Genomic DNA, 17095 nt, shown 5'->3' with positions numbered 1-17095 from the left:
AAATACGAGAAAAAGTTTTTCCGCACGATGAAATGATAATTATATTATACTCTTTTTTTAAAAATTTTATAAAGGTCATCCTTTAAAAAATAGATCAATGAAATTCCAGCAAACAGGATCGCACTGCTCGTTTCTAATAATTCTGCTCCTGAAGGAATTAACTTAACAAGCCCTTCCCCTAGTAATTCTGCGCCGATAAAAATTAATATTACGCCTAATACTTGAAAGATAATTTTCAGATTTAATTTCAATGAAGTCTTAAAAACGAGATAACCAACGATGATTGCCAAAATGATACCAATAACCGTACCTGAAGCTATGGTTATAGCATTTTCGCTAACTTTTGTGAGAGTAAAGGTTACTAGTTCCATTCCTTCTCTTAAAACAGATAGAAAAGATAATACAAACAATCCCCAACCTGTATTCTGTTTATCGATACTAGTTTTTAGACTCTTTGCCATATTTCTATTTTGTGTTGCCATCCATACAACAAAATAACCAATTAAACCAGATGAGATCAGCATCATAATTCCTTCAAATAGTTCTTCCCCTGCTTCTTCAAGTTCTTGTGCTTCTTTAAAACCAATAAACCCACCGATTAAGCTAATGAATATCCCTATAGTAGCACCTGAATAAACATATTTTGATAGATTTTCTTTTTTGATTTGAACAAGATAAGTTAATATAATACCAACAATTAAAACAGCCTCTAAACCTTCTCTAAATGATAAAAACATACTTGAAAACATATATAGCCCCTCCATAACTGATAATGATTATCAATATCAGTATAGGCTACTTAAAAATAATTGTCAATTCAAAATTATCTCTGCATTTGCCTTTCTTTACTTATTAGGTCATGCAGAGAAAGAAGGATATGAGCAAACATTTAGGAAATGAATAGTGGAACTTTATTTATGATACGGTTCACCCTTAATAATCTTAAATGCCCGATATACTTGCTCTAATAGAATTAGCCTTATTAACTGATGAGGAAATGTCATTTTAGAAAAGGATAATAATGTATTGGCTCTTTGATATACTTCTTTTCCCAATCCTAATGAACCGCCGATGACAAAGACCACACTACTTTTTCCGTGGATGGCTAATTTGTCTAATTCCTCAGCCAATTGCTCAGAACTTAACATCTTTCCTTCAATGGCTAAAGCAATTACATAATCATCCGGCTTGATCTGAGCCAAAATCCTTTTTCCTTCTTTATTTTTTACTTGTTCCATTTCGGCTTCACTTAAATTTTCAGGGGCCTTTTCATCTGGAACTTCGATGATTTGCACCTTTGCGTATGGAGTAAGCCTTTTTGTATATTCTTGTATCCCTTGGCGTAAATATTTCTCTTTTAACTTTCCTACAACTATAATCTTGATTTGCATTTTGAATCGTTTCCTTTCTTCTTTTTTACCTCAAATAGTAAAAACAGCAGAGCAATCCACTCTGCTGTTTTTCATTGATTATCTGGGAATTCAGCTAATGTCATCTCAATCGTTTGCTGTTTGCCTTCCCGATAGAAGGTCACTTTCATTCGTTCGCCCACGTGTTTGACCTTATATAGGTATTTTCGTAAATCTGATGAGTTTTTAATCGGCTGATCGTCTAATTTCACGATTACGTCAAGTCGCCGTAATCCAGCTAAAGCGGCAGGTCCTGTTGGTTTAATATCGTAAATGACAACCCCTTCCTCAACAGAAGAAGGAAGTTTTAAGACATTCACTCGATCTGATTGGGAAACCATTTGCAGATCAACGGGTGTAATTCCCATATAGGACCGCTTAACTTTTCCATATTTTAATAAATCATTAATAATCGGTTTTGCATCACTAATAGGAATTGCAAAACCTAAACCTTCTACACCACTTTCGGCAATCTTTGAACTATTAATTCCAATCACATCGCCATCAATATTTAAAAGTGCCCCGCCACTATTTCCTGGGTTAATCGCAGCATCCGTTTGAATGACTTCTGTCTCCCAATCCGATTGTCCATCCCCATCAAGATCTTTTTCAATGGTACGAAGGGGTGAACTAATAACCCCTACAGTAACGGTTTGCGAAAACTCAAGCCCCAATGGATTTCCAATCGCAATGGCTGGCTCACCAGGTTTTAATGTCGTGGAATCACCTAAAGTGGCGACAACATCTACATATTGATCATCGATCGCTAACACTGCAAGATCTGTTAATGGATCGGCGCCTAGTATCTCTGCCTTTACTCTTTTACCATCGGCTAAAGCGACTTCAACACCTGTTGCCCCTTCAATGACATGATAGTTTGTAATGATATATGCTTTCCCGTTTTGCTTTTGAAAGACAACTCCTGACCCTACTCCTGCTTCTACATTCTTGGTTGATTGATTCCAAAAATTGATTTGTTTCCGCAAGTTAACTACACCAACGACTGCCGGTCTTGCCTTTTGTGCTGCTTGTTGAATTGCTGATGTCACGTTTACAGTAATTTGCTTGGTTTCTCCTGGCTGACTAGGTTGTAATGGACCACTTATTTGCCCTGTTTCTGTCTTCGGCGTTAATTTGATAATTCCAGAATTAACCAAAGCGGGCATCAATAATAGAACAATTAAACCACCAATGATCGCTGAGATAAGAGGGGTTAAGACTCCTCCTCGCTTTCGATTTGATCTTCTACCATCGAAATCATCTTCATAAAAACTCATAATGACCACCTTTCTTTATCCTTTTAACATTATACCCATTACTTTTTCTACTCTATCTTTGCATCATAATAAACGAGGTCTATTTTCTGTCTCATTTGTTAATACTTCATCATAGAATCCTTTTATAAGGGATAACGATATCAAGAATAGGAGTGTTTCAAAATGAAATCCCCACAAGTGAATAAAATCGTTCCTGAAGTAGATCTCATCGCAAAGCTGGCTGATCTTAAAGAAGTGGATTATAAGAATACGTTGGTATTAACTGCCCTCATTGAATTATTAGTTGAAAAAGGATTGATCACAAGAAAAGAAGTCATTGAAAAAGAAGAACAACTGGAAGCAGACTTCTCTTTTCTCAATTTACTAGAATAGAATTCTTACCCTTTTCTCTTTTAATTCTTCTAAGGCTGTTGGCTTATCATGATATGTATCCATGATTTGTACATCTTTTTCTGTGATTCCATACTCTTTGAGTATCGTTTGAACGGTTAGCCGAGCTATTTCTGGCAGATTGTTTTCCCGACTAAGATGGGCCAAAAATACTTTTTGCGTATCATTGGTAATCACATCCGCTAATGCTTCTCCAGAAGCTTCATTGGAAAGATGGCCATAATCTCCAAGAATGCGTTGCTTGACACTCCAAGGGTAACGAGACATCCGTAACATTTCCACATCATGATTGGCTTCAAAGATAAAAACATCAGAACCCTTAATCTTTTCTTTTATTTTCTCACTGATATATCCTGAATCAGTGACGATGGATAATTGTAGATCTTTGTTTCGAAACAAAAAACCGACAGGATCGGCTGCATCGTGAGAAATGGGAAAGGATTCGATCTGAAAATCCCCAAACTCAATCACCGAACCTGTTTCGATCATCCTTTTTAAGGAGTCGTCAATTTTTCCTACTTGACTGGGTAATGCATTAAATGTTCGTTCATTCGCATAAATAGGAATCTGATATTTTCGCGCTAACACTCCAATTCCCCGAATATGATCGTCATGTTCATGAGTAACTAGGATTCCTGTTAATTCCTTTGGGTTCACACCAATCTCTTTTAATCCTCTTTCGACCTTTTTACCACTTAATCCTGCATCAACAAGAAAATGATATTGGTCTGTTCCTATGTATATGGAATTCCCTGTACTTCCACTTGCAATGATTCGATATCGGATCAAAAAAAGCCCCCCACATTTTCCCAATTTCTTTTTTCTACCTCACCTTGTCATTATAACACTTTCATTTATCAATAAAAAAGATAGGTCTGCTCATAATGAACAAACCTATCATATTCATCCATTTTGTTCAATTATCTTCTGACATAGTTCAGTGGATTTCTGATGCTTCCGCCAACATGAACTTCAAAATGTAAATGAGTACCAGTTGTACGGCCTGTATCTCCCATGATACCAATCGTTTGGCCTTTATCAACACGAGTACCAGGGGAAACAAAAATTACACTTAGGTGCGCATATAAGGTTTGCATTCCATTATTATGGTTTATAATAATAGTATTACCATATCCATTCTCCCATCCCGTAAAGGTAACAACACCACTATCGGCTGCTCTTACCGTATGATTGCTCGATGTAATATCGATTCCCGCATGCATTCTACCCCAACGTGAACCATACGAGCTACTTACTGATCCGCCAAAAACAGGCCAGATTAATGAACCAGAACCGCGGGATGGAACCACTTTTGTACCACGCTTAATAATCTGTTTCACCGGTTGAGTGATGATATTTTCGTTGATTGCTTTTTTCTGAATTTGAATGCCATTTTCTAGATATACTTCATACGTAACCAGTTTTGTACCATTCTTTCCAGCTTGAACCGTTCTTGTTTGGCCTTTATACATGGAAGAATCATTTTGATACTCTATTGCATAAGGAATGGTTTCTTCCTGTGTTACTGTTTCTTTCACTATAACCGTTATTAATGGTTTAACTGCAGTTACATTTAGTTCATCGCCAATATGAATTAATTCACCACTTAATCCTGGGTTTAATTGATATAATTGTTTTGTGGTTAATCCATGCTTATTGGCAATGTCAGAAAGGGTATCTCCCTCTTGAACAATATATTTCTTTTGTTCCAATGTTCCTTGCTTAATCAGCTTAAGTAAATCCTCTTCTGACATAATCTCATCTGGTGCAACCTTTACTTCTTGCAAGTTGACTTTTTCTTTAATTGTAACATCTTCAACTTTCACTTTTGATCTTTCATTTAAGGATGCAGTTTTTACTTTGTTTTTCTCCGTTTTTGGTACATACCCTTGCTTTATCATTTCGAGAATTCGATCTGCCGTTGCTTTATCTTTTGCAACACCAATTTGTTTCCCATTAATGACAATAGCCGTCCCTTTTGCTTCAATATGGAAAATTTGGTTCAATGAATGAATGGTTTCGTTATTATTAAATTCGCCCTTAAATACAGTGTCTTCTATGTATGTAATCTTGTTCGCTGCTTCCAAAGATTTTAGATCATATGTAGATTTCGCTTTTTCTAACTTTTCTTTTTTCCATTGTTCGACAATGTTTTTATCATTCACTGTACCAACAAATTTTCCATCTACATAAACGTGGTATAAAGTCTTAGCATTTGCATGATAATAATAAAGACCAAAAGTTGAACTAATGAATAACAGTCCCGTAAGCGAACCTATAACCATCGATTTTTTTTTATTTTCTGATATTTGTTGCTGCAAAAAAATCCATTTATCTTTACTGATATTGAATGCAGAAGTAACATTGTCTTTCACTTTATCTTTCATTTCACTAATTCTTTCACTTAAACTCTGCATGATAACCTCCTTTATTAGGGAGTTTTTAAAACGGAAAATGGAGCCGACGATGGGACTCGAACCCACGACCTGCTCATTACGAGTGAGCCGCTCTACCAACTGAGCTACGACGGCACAATTAGAAAGAGCTTATCCATACATACTATAAATGTAACATAGCACAGCTTGTATCATCAAGCAAAAAAATTCTGATGACTTATTATATAGAATTAACTGTAATGGAGGTGTAAAATATGAAAAAAACAAGGAACATTTTGGCCTCTTTTCATACAGTAGATGAAGCGCAAAAAGCGGGTCAAGAATTAAAAGCCTTAGGAATCAATGAATTGCAAATCGATCGAGTTAGTCTTTACCCTGGTTATAATCTTAATGAATTTACAAACCCCATTAGAGGTCGTTTTGATAGTTTATCAAAATTAACCTTAGGTGCAAATTTCTCGAATAAAAGCGCTGAAATTCTTGCTGCCGCTAGTGCAAGTGCAAGTGGTTTAGCTGATGACAGTGAAACAGATATAGGCAAAGATGTGTTATTAACAGTAGTAACGGATGAAAGTTTAGCCAATCAAGCAGAACAAATCATCAAAAAATATAACGGTAAACTCTAAACAAAAGTTTCTAATGTGACTCCAACATCGAATCTCTGCGTCACTTCGTTCCTTGTTCTTCGTGTTTACGACTTCCCCTCGCTTGCTTTCGCAAGCAGGTTTTAAATCCCTTTATTGAAGTATAGTAATGATGGTGACCCGTAGGGGATTCGAACCCCTGTTACCGCCGTGAAAGGGCGGTGTCTTAACCACTTGACCAACGGGCCACATTTTTATAAAAATGGTGAGCCATACAGGATTCGAACCTGTGACACCCTGATTAAAAGTCAGGTGCTCTACCTACTGAGCTAATGGCTCACAAACAACACGATTCATATATTATCATGCTGAATAATAAAATGCAACCCCTTTTTTTATAACCATTTTTTGGTCTAAAAATAAGCTTGTATGTTCTATAAAGCTGCGACTTTCGCAAGCGGGCTTTCCTACCGCTTGTTTATTCAAGTTAAAGCCGTAAGGTTAAAAGCAGCGTTAGAACATACAAGCCACTTTATAATTTTGTTCTATTCAAATACGCCTCGTATCATATTGGTTTGATCCCGATTAGGGCCAACAGAAAATATTGCAATAGGAATTCCGGTTAACTGGGAAATCCTTTCAACATAATGGCGAGCATTAATAGGTAGATCATTCAGGTTACGAACACCAGATATATCTTCTGTCCAACCAGGTAATTCTTCATAAATGGGCTCACATTTGGTCAGGACATTAAGATTAGCTGGATAATTTTCCAATACTTCGCCGTTATATCGATAAGCAACACAAATCTTTAAAGTAGGAATACCGGTCAAAACATCAAGGGAGTTGAGGGAAAGTTCTGTTATTCCACTCACCCTTCGAGCATGTCGTACCACTACACTATCAAACCAACCGACTCTCCTTGGCCTGCCTGTTGTTGTTCCATACTCTTTCCCAACTTCTCGGATACGACTACCGATCTCATCTTTGATCTCTGTAGGGAAAGGGCCATCACCAACACGAGTCGTATATGCCTTCGCTACCCCAATAACATGATGGATTTTGGTTGGGCCTACTCCAGAACCGATGGTAACCCCGCCTGCTACAGGATTTGAAGAGGTTACAAACGGATAAGTACCTTGGTCTATATCTAACATTACTCCTTGCGCCCCTTCAAATAATACCCTTTTCCCTTGATCAATGGCATCATTTAACACAACAGATGTATCCGTGACATATGGAGCAATGATTTTACGATATTCCCCATATTCTTTCAACAATGCCTCTAAATCGAATCCATCTGTTTCATAAAACTTCTCAAAGAGACGATTTTTTTCTTCAAGATTCCTTCGTAATTTTTCTGCAAATATTTCTTCATCTAGAAAATCAGCCATTCGAATCCCAATTCGAGCTGTTTTATCCATATAAGCAGGTCCAATCCCTTTACCTGTTGTTCCAATTTTATTTGTACCCTTTCTTTCTTCTTCGACTTTATCTAATTTGATATGATAAGGCATAATCAAGTGGGCACGATCACTAATCTTTAAACGATCGGTTGTTTTTATCCCTTGCCTATGAAGGTATTCTAGCTCCTCAACTAAGGCTTTTGGATCAATGACCATTCCATTCCCTAAAACGCAAATTTTATCTTCATATAAAATCCCTGAAGGAATAAGGTGAAGCTTGAATTTCTTTCCGTCAATAACAATAGTATGTCCTGCATTATTTCCTCCCTGGTAGCGTGCAACCACTTCTGATTTCTCTGCTAAAAAATCAGTAATTTTCCCTTTTCCTTCGTCTCCCCATTGTGTTCCGACTACAACAACTGTAGACATGGAACCACCTCCAAATTTGACTATTCCAATTCCCAACAATTTCAGTTTAGCAATTTGGAGGGTCACTGTCAAATATTAATCACGAACGTTTATTAAATATTTGTCAAATTTTGTTCGTGTTTATGGTTTTGTGCATAGTTTACAAATTTATTATAGTTTTTCAAGAATACAAGTTCTACTTTGCCAACAGGACCATTGCGTTGTTTTGCAATGATGATTTCAACAATATTTTGTTTTTCTGTTTCAGGATTGTAATAATCATCTCGATATAAAAAAGCAACGATATCTGCATCTTGCTCAATACTTCCAGATTCACGGATATCCGATAACATCGGCCGTTTGTCTTGTCTTTGTTCAACCGCACGACTTAATTGAGATAAAGCAATAACAGGAACTTCTAGCTCCCTTGCAATTCGTTTTAATTGCCTTGATATTTCTGATATTTCTTGTTGTCTATTATCCGATTTTCCCCGACCATGAATCAATTGCAAATAATCGATCACAACTAAACCTAACCCTTTTTCTGCCTTAAGCCGCCGTAATTTCGCTCGGATATCATACACGGTTAAACCAGGGGTATCATCAATGTAAATGGGAGCTTCCGATAACGTACTTATAGCCATTGTAAGTTTTTGCCAATCATCTTCTTCCATTTGGCCGGTTCGGAGTTTATGAGCGTCTAAGTTCCCTTCTGCAGAAACCATCCTTTGAACCAATTGACTCGCTGGCATTTCTAAACTAAAGATCGCTACCGTTTCTTTTGCTCTTGCCGCTACATTTTGGGCTACATTTAAGGCAAAAGCGGTTTTTCCTACACTAGGTCTTGCAGCAATGATGATCAGATCTGATTTTTGAAACCCTGAAGTCATTCGATCTAGGTCGATAAATCCTGATGGAATCCCTGTAATTTCACCTTTGTGTTGATGTAAAAACTCGATCCGATCAATGGTCTCCATCAGGACATCTTTTATGGGAATAAAACCATCTTGGTACTTTTTTTGTAAGATTTCAAGAATTCTTCTTTCTGCTTCTCCTAAAATCTCCTCAACATTGTCACTTTCGATATAACTTGTACTAGCAATTTCTGTTGCAGCACGAATGAGCCTTCTTAAAATCGCTTTTTCCTCTACGATTTTCGCATAGTATTCCACATTCGCAGCGGTTGGCACTGCGTTAGCAAGGTCGGTAAGATAAGAAACACCACCCACTTCTTCTAAAAGTTTTTTGTTTTGTAAATCAGAAGTTAAGGTAATCAAGTCAACCGGTTGACCATTTTCCGACAGTTCAAGCATGGATCGATAAATTTTTTGGTGTGATGCACGATAAAAATCATCAACAGATAAGATTTCGGACACCAACATTAAAGCATTTGGATCAAGTAAAATCGCGCCAAGAACGGCTTGTTCTGCCTCAATATTTTGTGGTGGAATCCGGTCTAAGAATAATTCACTCACTTTTATTCCCTCGATTTTCTATGCTAATTTTCATCAACCACATGCACTTTAATCGTTGCCGTTACCTCTTTATGAATCTTCACAGGAACATGGGTATAGCCTAAACTTCGAATCGGTTCATCTAATAAAATTTTCCTTTTATCAATTTGAATCTTCATTTGTTTCAATTGATCAGCAATTTGTTTTGCGGTAACCGCACCAAATAATTTTCCCCCTTCGCCAGATTTTGAAGGGATTGTTACCGTTAGTTGTTCTAATTCTTTTGCCAGCTTTTTAGCTTGTTCCAATTCTTGTGCTTTTCTTTTTTGTTCACTGCTTTTATATGCATTTAATTCATTGATATTCGACTTTGTTGCTTCCTTTGCTAACCCTCTTGGCAAAAGAAAATTTCTAGCATAACCATCTGCTACTTCTTTGATTTCCCCTTTTTTTCCTTGTCCTTTTACATCTTGAAGAAATATGACTTTCATACGGTTAATCCCCCTTCTTTTTGAATTTCTTCTAATACTTTCATTAATTTCGCTTCCGCTTCTTCAACATCAATTCCTTCTAATTGTACTGCAGCATTGGTTAAATGACCACCGCCTCCCAAACGCTCCATAATCGTTTGTACATTGATTTGTCCTAGAGATCTTGCGCTGATTCCTACTAACCCATCAGGACGAACGCTAATAACAAAAGAGGCAAAGATACCGCTCATATTTAAAAGTGTATCTGCAGTTTGGGCAATCAACAACTGACCAAGTTTTTCTTTCGCCACAGCAATTGCGATATGATCATAAACAATACGGGCTTTTTTTACTAATTCTGCCCTTTGAATAAAGTGTTCTATATCTTCTTTTAATAATTTTTGCACTAATGCAGGATCTGCACCATTCCTTCTTAGAAAAGATGCCGCTTCAAAGGTTCGCACTCCAGTTCGAAATGCGAAAGATTTGGTATCGACGACAATACCAGCTAACAACGCAGAAGCTTCCAATCGATCCATCTCAATTCGATCGCTCTGATACTGTAATAGCTCGGTTACAAGCTCGCTTGTTGATGAGGCATAAGGCTCGATATACATTAATACCGGGTCTTTAACAATTTCTTCTCCCCTTCGATGATGGTCAATTACAACAATTCGCCGGCATAATGCTACAATTTTCGGTTCAATGGTTAATGAAGGTTTATGGCTATCGACCATGACAAGTAAAGTCTTAGCTGTAATCATGTTTAATGCCCGTTCGGGAGTTATAAAATATTGGGGTAGTTTTTCATGGCGATGGATCTCGTCTAATAAGGTTTGAATCGAGGGATTTGCCTCATCCAAAACAATATAACCGATTTTATCATGAAGATGAACCGCTTTTAATACCCCAATTGAAGCACCAATCGCATCCATATCTGGAGTTTTATGTCCCATAATGAGGACCGAATCACTTTCACGAATCAGATCTTTTAATGACTGAGAAATCACTCTTGCTCGAACCCTGGTTCTTTTTTCAACTGCATCTGATTTGCCGCCATAAAAAGATAGGCGATCACCAACTCTAACTGCCGCTTGATCTCCTCCACGCCCCAAAGCAATATCTAAACTAGATTGGGTGATTTGCCCTAATTCAACCAGTGAATCGACTCCTGCTCCAATTCCAATACTTAATGTTAATGGGATCTTGTTAACAGAAGTCATTTCCCGAACGCGATCCAATATCTCAAATCTTGTACTTTCCAATTTTTTTAATACACTTTCTGTCATTACAATCCAAAATTTATCCGCTGTGTACCGTCTTAGATAAATATCTAATTCATTGGCCCAATCGTTAATCAAACTAACGACATCGGTAAGTAAGATACTCCGGCTTAACTCATCTAGACCTTGAGCCACTTCATCTATGTTATCTAAATGGATGATGCCAAAGACCAGCCTAGAATTCTGGTACTTTTCCAAAAGGCGATGATATTCGGTAACATCTGTAACATATAAAAGCCGTTCTTCTTTATTGAACTCGATTTGATACATTTTATCCTGATAGGATATAGTCTGTTTCTTTCCTTGATGATCCCATTTCAAAGATGGAAAAATCTCACCAAGGGATTTCCCAATTAACTCTTGATGACGAACTAAAGTTTGAAAATAGGGATTATACCATTGTATATTCCCATCTTCATCATAAAGAACAGCCCCGATTGGTATTGATTGTAATACATCACTACCTATCTTTTTGACACGATGGGAGATGGTGGATATATAACGTTGTAATTCTTTCTTAAAACGAATTTCTTCCTGATATAGGTAATACATCAAAAAAGAAAGAATAACAAGGAATACAAAAGCCAAAAACCAATGATCAATAGCAATGACTCCTATTACAATCAAACCAAATAAGCTATATAGGAAAAGTTGATTTTTTCTTAAACGACTCAGTGAAAATTTAGGCATATTTAGAATCAGCCCCTAAATTTAAGCTTTTTGCGAAAGTCAAATCCCAAATCAAATAAACCGATAAAGTCTAAAATCGGTAAAATCGATGAAACTTGGAGCATGACAAGTCCAATAACTGTAATAAACTGTAAAAATGAACTCCACTTTTTCTTATGCATAAAAAATAATAGAAAAGAAATCCCCTGAACCATTAAAAGAAATCGTAAGATTGGATATAGATTTAATAGAAATAATTTCATGAAATAAACATCCATGACAAAAGGGAAGGCCATTAAAATAGCTACGATGACATAATAATAAAAAATGCTTTTTGGTAACATCCATTCTCTAAATGGTGGGAATGTTGGTGTTTCGATTCGTAATGCTTTAAATACAAACCGAGAAATAAAATGAACGATAAACACAAGGAATAAAGAAGCAAAAATCAACATTGATGGAAGAGTGTATCCCACCATATCTGCCATTTCTTGCAAATAATGTTCCCCTTGTTGGTTAACTGCCCCTATTTGTTGCATCATCTGTAATGGTTCTAAGATCAAAACCTTGCGCATATATTCCACAATGTCGATATGTAGAATCATGCGAATAAAAATTAATAGAAGAATGAAGTTGATTAGTGATGTAATCATTCCAGCAACAATAGCAGGCAAAAGGCTCTTTTTATGATATAAAGTACCCATTACACTTCCAAGTGTTCCACCTAATAATATGAGAAAGTAATCCAATGGGTGCAAGAAAACAATGGTCAAGAATGACATAATGATCGTGAGTGCCAGTCCTTTTTTTAATCCTTGATGATATCCAAAAATAACAAAGGGAATCGGCATGAGATATATGGTAATCATACCTAACCATTGATATAAAAGTAATAAAGCAAGAATAACGAGAATTGTACTTATTATAAGCCGAATATTCTTCTTCAAACAAGACACCTCTTAGCGTTTATTGATATATTGATCTAATAAAGATAAATCTCCATACCATTCTTCTACTTCATGTCCGTTTTTCAAATGTTGTTGAATCTTATCCTTTACTGCTGTCTCTAATTTATGAAAAGGAATTCCAATACGTCTAGCAAGTACATATATCGCCAATAACAAACTTGCCAGACTATCTAAAATGAATTCTTCTTTTCCATGTAACAAGCCTTTAAATAAACCGCTGACTTGTTCGAGGATTTCTGTTTTTAACCATTCCATCACTTTTATATTTTTGGCAAATTGGACATTCCGATCTTGTTTATCCAAAAAAATCTCTCCTCTCATACATTCTATCTATGAAGGATAAGATCTATTCTTCGTCAATCTTTTTATGTATAACATAATTTAATTCAACATAAAAGTTCTTGTTTCCTTCAAGATCGGACTATTGGAATTAAAAAAAACACCATAAACGGATGAAACCATTTACGGTGCTTTTTATACTATTTTATTCAATCGTATATGGCAATAAAGCAACTTGACGAGCACGTTTAATCGCCGTTGTTAACTTGCGTTGATATTTTGCCGATGTACCTGTCACACGACGAGGTAAAATCTTACCGCGTTCACTGATAAACTTTTTAAGTAAATCAGTATCCTTATAATCGATATGGGTAATTTTATTTACAGTAAAGTAACATACTTTACGACGTTTACCACGTTGTTTGCGGGCCATTTTATTCCCTCCCTTTTCAAAGGATATTCGTTTCAAAATGGTAAGTCATCATCGGAAATATCGATGGGACTACCCTCATCTGCAAAGGGGTCATGTTCAAACCGATCATTTCCTTGATTCCGAGACCCTGAATGAGCTGGTTCTAAGAAACGGACATGATCAGCTACAACTTCTGTCACATAGACACGTTTCCCTTCGTTATTCTCATAACTACGGGTTTGCAACCGACCTTCCACTGCAGTTAAGCGACCCTTCCTTAAATAGTTGGCCACATTCTCTGCTAGACCTCTCCAGGTCACGATATTAATAAAATCGGCTTCCCGTTCTCCTTGTTGATTCGTGTAATTTCGATCAACCGCTAACGTAAATGTCGCCACCGCTACTCCTGTAGGCGTATACCTTAATTCTGGATCCCGGGTTAGTCGCCCGATTAAAATGACACGGTTTAACATGATTATCCCCCCAAAAAAAACTATTTTTCGTCTTTCACAATGAGGTAACGGATAATTCCATCGGAAATTCTTAGGTTACGCTCAAGTTCTGCAACCATTTGCGGTTCAGATTGGAAGTTCATGACGACATAAACTCCCTCAGTGTAACCTTTAATTTCATATGCCAAGCGACGCTTTCCCATTTCCTCAACTTTTTCAATTTCACCGCCATTGGCAGTGATTACATTTTGAAACTTATTTACTAATCCTTTCATCGCTTCTTCATTAAGGTCAGGGCGAATCACATACATGACTTCGTATTTCCGCATCAGTTTCACCTCCTTCTGGACTTAACGGCCCCAAATAGGGGCAAGGAGCGAGATTGAGAACTCGCATTTTTAAATTATAACATCAGAATCATTCAATTTCAAGAAAGCCATTAAACATTAAAACGGAAATGCATGATATCTCCATCTTGAACGACATAGTCTTTACCTTCCAAACGAAGAAGTCCTTTTTCTCTAGCCTGATTCATTGTACCGGCTTGAACCAAATCTTCATATGCAACAACCTCAGCGCGAATAAATCCCCGTTCAAAATCACTATGAATGACACCAGCTGCTTGGGGTGCCTTAGTTCCTTTTTTGATCGTCCAAGCTCTTACCTCTTTTTCTCCTGCAGTAAAATAGGTAATCAATCCTAGTAGACGATAAGCGGCTTGAATTAATCGATCAAGTCCTGACTCTTTTAATCCTAATTCTTGCAAAAATAACTCCCGATCTTCTCCATCTAATTCGGCAATTTCTGATTCAACCTTTGCACTGATCACAATGACTTCTGCACCTTCTTTAGTTGCAAAATCCTTCACCTGTTTAACATATTGGTTATTCTCATGTTCAGTAATTTCATCTTCACTTACATTGGCCACATAAAGGACAGGCTTCATCGTTAACAAATGCAAGTCACGAATGAACATTTTCTCGTCTTCATTTAATTCAACACTACGTGCAGGTTTCTCTTCTTGCAAAGCTTGATGGATTCGTTGTAAAACTTCATATTCGATTTGAAACTTTTTCTCTCCGCTCTTTAAATTCTTTTTTGTCCGTTCTAAACGCTTCTCCACCGTTTCTAAATCGGCTAAAACTAGTTCTAGATTAATCGTTTCAATATCGCGAATCGGATTTACACTTCCAGATACATGGGTAATATTCTCATCTTCAAAGCAACGAACGACATGAGCAATCGCATCTACTTCACGGATATGGGACAAAAACTTATTTCCTAATCCTTCGCCACGACTCGCTCCAGCTACTAAACCTGCGATATCAACAAATTCATAGGTAGTTGGTACAATCCGTTCCGGATGAAACATATTTGCTAATACTTGTAACCGATTGTCTGGTACCTCCACAACACCTACGTTTGGATCAATGGTACAAAAAGGATAATTTGCCGCTTCAGCACCAGCTTTGGTTATCGCATTAAATAAAGTCGATTTCCCTACATTGGGTAATCCAACAATTCCTGTTGTTAGTGGCATCCTCTTCACTCCTTAGAAAACGAACATATACCTGAATTATTATATATAAAGAAGGGATCAGAAAACAAGAAAAAACCACCTCCAAGAAGGAGATGGTAAGGACACTTTAAGCTCGCTGTCAATAATTCTGTTTAACTTGCTTTTTTGTTGAGTTCATTCAAGTTACTTAAATGTAAACCTGTATTAGCTTTAACCAAAATTTCATCATATTTTGCAGGATCTTCTTTTCTTGATGAAAAGAGGGTTCCTAAATAAGCCCCGATGAATCCTAAAGGAATAGAAATGATTCCTGGATTTTCTAACGGGAAGATTGGATGGCCAACCAAAATCGCTTTACCAGGTACTGGATTCCAAATATTTGGTCCAATTGCAATTAAGATAAGGGCACTAAGTAAACCAACGAGCATACCAGTCACTGCGCCAGTCGTATTAAATTTTCTCCAGTAGATCGTGAAAACAATTACAGGTAGATTCGCACTAGCAGCAACTGCAAAGGCTAATGCCACTAAAAAGGAAACATTCAATGATTGTGCATATAGTGCAAGAAGAATGGATAAAACAGCCACACCAACAGAAGCCCAACGAGCTGCTAACATTTGCTCTTTTTCTGTTGCGTTACCTTTACGCAAGACATGACCATACAAATCATGAGCAAATGCGGAAGCAGCAGATAAAACAAGACCTGCAACTACAGCTAAGATCGTGGCAAATGCTACTGCCGAAACAAAAGCAAATAGGAAGTTACCACCGAGGGATTCAGCTAATAAGGGGGCAGCCATATTTCCTGCTTTATTGGCAGCAACGATCTTATCATAACCAACAAATGCTGCTGACCCAAAGCCAAGGAATACAGTCATAATATAGAATAAGCCAATAACCCAAGTTGCAAAAACAACAGATTTACGTGCAGTTGGTGCGTCCTTAACAGTAAAGAAACGGATGAGAATATGTGGTAATCCTGCTGTTCCTAAAACAAGGGCTAAATTCAAAGATAGGACATCAATGGGATTTTTTAATTTGACACCAGGGTTTAAGAATTTCTCCCCTAAGGGGGTTGCAGTTTTCATATATTCAAACATTTTTAGGAAACTGAAGTCAAATTTGGCAAAAACCATCAGGCTAATAATAAATGTTCCTGTCATTAAGAGAACCGCTTTCGTAATCTGAACCCAACTTGTCGCAGTCATTCCACCAAATACAACGTAAATCGTCATTAAGGTGCCGACAATTAAAACGGAAGTCGTATAGTTTAACCCGAGCAATAATTTGATTAATCCACCAGCACCAACTAGTTGGGCAATCATATAAAAAATCGATATCGATATGGTATTTAACGCAGCAACACCACGAACCATTTTGTTATCAAAACGTGCCGCAATCATATCTGCCATCGTATATTTTCCTAAATTTCGCAAAGGCTCAGCAACGATATAGAGTACGACCAAGTAGGCGACTAAATAACCGATACTATAGAAAAATCCATCAAAACCAGTTAGAGCAATCGCACCGGCAATACCTAGAAAAGAGGCAGCTGACATATAATCTCCAGCAATCGCTAGACCATTTTGCCATCCAGTTAGTCCTCCACCAGCAGTATAGAATTCACTGGTTGTTTTCGTTTTTTTGGAAGCATAGTAGGTTATGACTAATGTTAAGGCAACGATTATCAAAAATAAGACAAATGCAGTTACGTTCATT

The 17095-nt window shown here is 37.0% G+C and carries 18 protein-coding genes and 3 tRNA genes; 2 read left to right on the top strand and 19 right to left on the bottom strand.

Annotation, left to right across the window (positions count from 1 at the left end; all coding sequences use genetic code 11):
- Nucleotides 1-44 precede the first annotated feature (44 nt).
- The 3 genes from ACMW72_RS03390 to ACMW72_RS03380 form a co-directional block, all read right to left on the bottom strand.
- Nucleotides 45-749 (bottom strand): FTR1 family iron permease, encoded by a 705-nt coding sequence (locus ACMW72_RS03390; RefSeq protein ID WP_418367434.1) that lies wholly within the window; start codon nucleotides 747-749, stop codon nucleotides 45-47.
- 162 nt (nucleotides 750-911) lie between these two features.
- On the bottom strand, nucleotides 912-1391 hold the full coding sequence (gene rlmH / locus ACMW72_RS03385; protein WP_418367433.1) for a 23S rRNA (pseudouridine(1915)-N(3))-methyltransferase RlmH: 480 nt from the start codon (nucleotides 1389-1391) through the stop codon (nucleotides 912-914).
- A 71-nt stretch (nucleotides 1392-1462) separates the two neighbouring features.
- Nucleotides 1463-2686: a S1C family serine protease gene (locus ACMW72_RS03380; protein ID WP_418367432.1), complete on the bottom strand. Its 1224-nt coding sequence runs from the start codon at nucleotides 2684-2686 to the stop codon at nucleotides 1463-1465.
- 162 nt (nucleotides 2687-2848) lie between these two features.
- Between ACMW72_RS03380 and ACMW72_RS03375 the strand changes: the two genes are divergently transcribed.
- Nucleotides 2849-3058: a hypothetical protein gene (locus tag ACMW72_RS03375; RefSeq protein WP_418367431.1), complete on the top strand. Its 210-nt coding sequence runs from the start codon at nucleotides 2849-2851 to the stop codon at nucleotides 3056-3058.
- On the opposite strand, the gene ACMW72_RS03370 is transcribed toward ACMW72_RS03375, so the two are convergent.
- The 3 genes from ACMW72_RS03370 to ACMW72_RS03360 form a co-directional block, all read right to left on the bottom strand.
- Nucleotides 3050-3862, bottom strand: a complete 813-nt coding sequence (locus ACMW72_RS03370) for an MBL fold metallo-hydrolase (RefSeq protein WP_418367708.1) — start codon at nucleotides 3860-3862, stop codon at nucleotides 3050-3052. The genes ACMW72_RS03375 and ACMW72_RS03370 overlap by 9 nt on opposite strands.
- A gap of 134 nt (nucleotides 3863-3996) precedes the next feature.
- Nucleotides 3997-5493, bottom strand: a complete 1497-nt coding sequence (locus tag ACMW72_RS03365; protein ID WP_418367430.1) for a peptidoglycan DD-metalloendopeptidase family protein — start codon at nucleotides 5491-5493, stop codon at nucleotides 3997-3999.
- 38 nt (nucleotides 5494-5531) lie between these two features.
- Nucleotides 5532-5607: transfer RNA gene (locus ACMW72_RS03360), tRNA-Thr, on the bottom strand.
- Between the two features lie 119 nt (nucleotides 5608-5726).
- Between ACMW72_RS03360 and ACMW72_RS03355 the strand changes: the two genes are divergently transcribed.
- The gene (locus tag ACMW72_RS03355; protein ID WP_418367429.1) at nucleotides 5727-6098 is read left to right on the top strand and encodes a hypothetical protein; all 372 of its coding nucleotides are present in this window, start codon (nucleotides 5727-5729) and stop codon (nucleotides 6096-6098) included.
- A gap of 131 nt (nucleotides 6099-6229) precedes the next feature.
- Here the strand turns inward: ACMW72_RS03355 and ACMW72_RS03350 are convergent.
- From ACMW72_RS03350 to ACMW72_RS03290, 13 genes are all read right to left on the bottom strand, one after another.
- Nucleotides 6230-6304: transfer RNA gene (locus ACMW72_RS03350), tRNA-Glu, on the bottom strand.
- A gap of 15 nt (nucleotides 6305-6319) precedes the next feature.
- Nucleotides 6320-6395: transfer RNA gene (locus tag ACMW72_RS03345), tRNA-Lys, on the bottom strand.
- Nucleotides 6396-6601: 206 nt separating this feature from the next.
- On the bottom strand, nucleotides 6602-7891 hold the full coding sequence (locus ACMW72_RS03340) for an adenylosuccinate synthase (protein ID WP_418367428.1): 1290 nt from the start codon (nucleotides 7889-7891) through the stop codon (nucleotides 6602-6604).
- A 92-nt stretch (nucleotides 7892-7983) separates the two neighbouring features.
- Nucleotides 7984-9345, bottom strand: a complete 1362-nt coding sequence (gene dnaB, locus ACMW72_RS03335) for a replicative DNA helicase (RefSeq protein ID WP_418367427.1) — start codon at nucleotides 9343-9345, stop codon at nucleotides 7984-7986.
- A gap of 23 nt (nucleotides 9346-9368) precedes the next feature.
- Nucleotides 9369-9815, bottom strand: coding sequence for a 50S ribosomal protein L9 (rplI, locus tag ACMW72_RS03330; protein ID WP_418367426.1), 447 nt, complete (start codon nucleotides 9813-9815; stop codon nucleotides 9369-9371).
- Nucleotides 9812-11767, bottom strand: a complete 1956-nt coding sequence (locus ACMW72_RS03325) for a DHH family phosphoesterase (RefSeq protein ID WP_418367425.1) — start codon at nucleotides 11765-11767, stop codon at nucleotides 9812-9814. Before ACMW72_RS03325 ends, rplI begins: the two co-directional genes overlap by 4 nt.
- 8 nt (nucleotides 11768-11775) lie before the next feature.
- The gene (locus ACMW72_RS03320; RefSeq protein WP_418367424.1) at nucleotides 11776-12693 is read right to left on the bottom strand and encodes a DUF2232 domain-containing protein; all 918 of its coding nucleotides are present in this window, start codon (nucleotides 12691-12693) and stop codon (nucleotides 11776-11778) included.
- Between the two features lie 12 nt (nucleotides 12694-12705).
- Nucleotides 12706-13017 (bottom strand): MazG-like family protein, encoded by a 312-nt coding sequence (locus tag ACMW72_RS03315; RefSeq protein ID WP_418367423.1) that lies wholly within the window; start codon nucleotides 13015-13017, stop codon nucleotides 12706-12708.
- 181 nt (nucleotides 13018-13198) lie between these two features.
- Nucleotides 13199-13426 (bottom strand): 30S ribosomal protein S18, encoded by a 228-nt coding sequence (gene rpsR, locus ACMW72_RS03310; protein ID WP_418367422.1) that lies wholly within the window; start codon nucleotides 13424-13426, stop codon nucleotides 13199-13201.
- Between the two features lie 32 nt (nucleotides 13427-13458).
- Nucleotides 13459-13878 carry a single-stranded DNA-binding protein gene (gene ssb / locus ACMW72_RS03305; RefSeq protein ID WP_418367421.1) on the bottom strand — a complete coding sequence of 140 codons (420 nt, stop codon included), beginning with the start codon at nucleotides 13876-13878 and terminating at the stop codon, nucleotides 13459-13461.
- A 20-nt stretch (nucleotides 13879-13898) separates the two neighbouring features.
- Nucleotides 13899-14186 carry a 30S ribosomal protein S6 gene (gene rpsF, locus ACMW72_RS03300; RefSeq protein WP_418367420.1) on the bottom strand — a complete coding sequence of 96 codons (288 nt, stop codon included), beginning with the start codon at nucleotides 14184-14186 and terminating at the stop codon, nucleotides 13899-13901.
- Nucleotides 14187-14296: 110 nt separating this feature from the next.
- Nucleotides 14297-15397: a redox-regulated ATPase YchF gene (ychF, locus tag ACMW72_RS03295; RefSeq protein WP_418367419.1), complete on the bottom strand. Its 1101-nt coding sequence runs from the start codon at nucleotides 15395-15397 to the stop codon at nucleotides 14297-14299.
- A 131-nt stretch (nucleotides 15398-15528) separates the two neighbouring features.
- Nucleotides 15529-17094, bottom strand: coding sequence for a cation acetate symporter (locus tag ACMW72_RS03290; RefSeq protein WP_418367418.1), 1566 nt, complete (start codon nucleotides 17092-17094; stop codon nucleotides 15529-15531).
- Nucleotide 17095 lies beyond the last annotated feature (1 nt).

It is taken from the genome of Tepidibacillus sp. LV47 (assembly GCF_048381575.1).
Lineage (GTDB): Bacteria > Bacillota > Bacilli > Tepidibacillales > Tepidibacillaceae > Tepidibacillus.
Note: the sequence above shows the minus strand (reverse complement) of the source record. Positions and strands in the feature narration are given on the sequence as shown.